The following is a 1499-nucleotide window of genomic DNA, read 5'->3' as shown; positions in this document are numbered from 1 at the left end:
ACCGGACAGCAGTCCTCCATCTTTTCCCGGGACAGCACTTCCAGCTTCACCACCATATGGGCCGCAACCGGGGAGGTCATCCAGAGGAATACGATCAGGAACAGGATCTTAATGCTCGAGAAGGCAAACCCATTGAAAACCACCGCACCCAGCAGCATCAGCCCGCAGCCCAGGGTATCCCCGATGGCCGCTGCGTGCATCCGGTTCAGCACATATTTAAACCGGAAAACGCCGATAAACTGTATGATATAAAAGACAAGCCCCGCTGCCATGCATACGGCCCCTGCCAGAAAGCGGATCCATTCAAGAACCATCCTCCAGCGCTCCCTCCTCCCTCTTTTTTCGTTTCTCATTGCGTGCACGGCAGGCCCCGATATAGATCTGCGACAGGATCACCACCCCCAGGAAACTGATCAGGCCGTAAATCAGGCTGATGTCCAGCAAGTAGGATTCCTCCAGCAGCAGGCCCAGCAGCGCGATGGTTGCAATCACGATCCCGCCCAGCATGTTCACCGCCAGCAGGCGGTCTGCCACCGAAGGCCCCAGCACCAGACGCAGCAGGCACAGAAGGAACATCACGCAGAGCACTGCCAGCACCACGATTAAAAACTTCTCACTCAATGCCCCCAATACGGGGATGTCATGGAACATCGCCTTTTCCTCCTCCCTCTGCCGCAGCCTCCAGCTCCACAAGCTTTTCCACAAAGCCCGATTCGTGGATCCCCACCGCGTATTCCCGGTCCAGGCTGTGCACAATGTAGTTCCCCTCCTCCAGGTCCGCGGTGATCGTCCCCGGGGTCAGGGTGATGGAATTGGCCAGCACCGTCTGCCCCGTCTGGGTCCGGATCCCGGTTTTGAAGCGGACAAGCACCGGCTCCGGCTCCCGGTCAAACTCCAGAACCAGCTTCGACACCGCCAGGGCCGCCTTAATTACCTCCACCACCAGGAACACCACATACTTTAAGATCATCCCGGTACACTTTACAATCACCAGCTCCCGCTTCGGGGAGTACTCCATAAATTTATATAAGAACAAATATAAAGCGCCGCAGATCACCGCGCCGAATATTGCAATTTCCAATGTAATCCTGCCGTTTAATATAATCCACAGTACAAACAAAACAATGAACATCCCATCACCTCATCGGTTTCCTACGAATTTTCCGCAGCCGTTCAGGCAGACCTGTCTAAATGGTTGCGGTTCCCCTGCTTTTTGCTTCTAAAATGGCGCGCAGGATACATACTGTATAATATCTGCGCGCCTCTTTTTTATTTCACAGGCATGAACTCTGCTTTTATTCCCCCGCCTTCCAGCCGGCATATCTGGTATAGACTGCCATGGTCTTTCCCACGTGGATATGGCCCCCCGGGATCTGCACGATGCGGGGCTCTTTCCCCTCTGCCTCCCGGATCTTTACCTCGCCCTTTTCCAGGCGCTTCAGGGCCGGGCTGTGCCCTGCCATGTAGCCCTCCTGCCCCGAGGCTTGCTCTACCACGAC

Annotated in this window: 4 protein-coding genes; all 4 read right to left on the bottom strand. The window is 55.5% G+C overall.

The features are described from left to right. Positions 1 to 314, bottom strand: a 314-nt coding sequence (locus GKG43_RS22825) for a monovalent cation/H(+) antiporter subunit G (protein WP_154266212.1), incomplete at its 3' end; no start/stop codon positions are given. After that, positions 304 to 651 carry a monovalent cation/H+ antiporter complex subunit F gene (locus GKG43_RS22820; RefSeq protein ID WP_154266211.1) on the bottom strand — a complete coding sequence of 116 codons (348 nt, stop codon included), beginning with the start codon at positions 649 to 651 and terminating at the stop codon, positions 304 to 306. The genes GKG43_RS22820 and GKG43_RS22825, both read right to left, overlap by 11 nt. Then, positions 641 to 1132, bottom strand: a complete 492-nt coding sequence (locus GKG43_RS22815) for a Na+/H+ antiporter subunit E (RefSeq protein WP_154266210.1) — start codon at positions 1130 to 1132, stop codon at positions 641 to 643. The genes GKG43_RS22820 and GKG43_RS22815 overlap by 11 nt, the downstream gene beginning before the upstream one ends. Positions 1133 to 1295: 163 nt before the next feature. Then, positions 1296 to 1499: F0F1 ATP synthase subunit delta (locus GKG43_RS22810; RefSeq protein ID WP_154266209.1), on the bottom strand; the 204-nt coding region annotated here is incomplete at its 5' end.

Source organism: Eubacterium sp. BIOML-A2 (assembly GCF_009680135.1).
GTDB lineage: Bacteria > Bacillota > Clostridia > Lachnospirales > Lachnospiraceae > Faecalicatena > Faecalicatena contortus_B.
Note: the sequence above shows the minus strand (reverse complement) of the source record. Positions and strands in the feature narration are given on the sequence as shown.

What these genes read in the sequence shown, in the direction of transcription:
- GKG43_RS22820 (WP_154266211.1), bottom strand. Translation starts at nt 651, where the DNA reads ATGTTCCATGACATCCCCGTATTGGGGGCATTGAGTGAGAAGTTTTTA.
- GKG43_RS22815 (WP_154266210.1), bottom strand. Translation starts at nt 1,132, where the DNA reads ATGTTCATTGTTTTGTTTGTACTGTGGATTATATTAAACGGCAGGATT.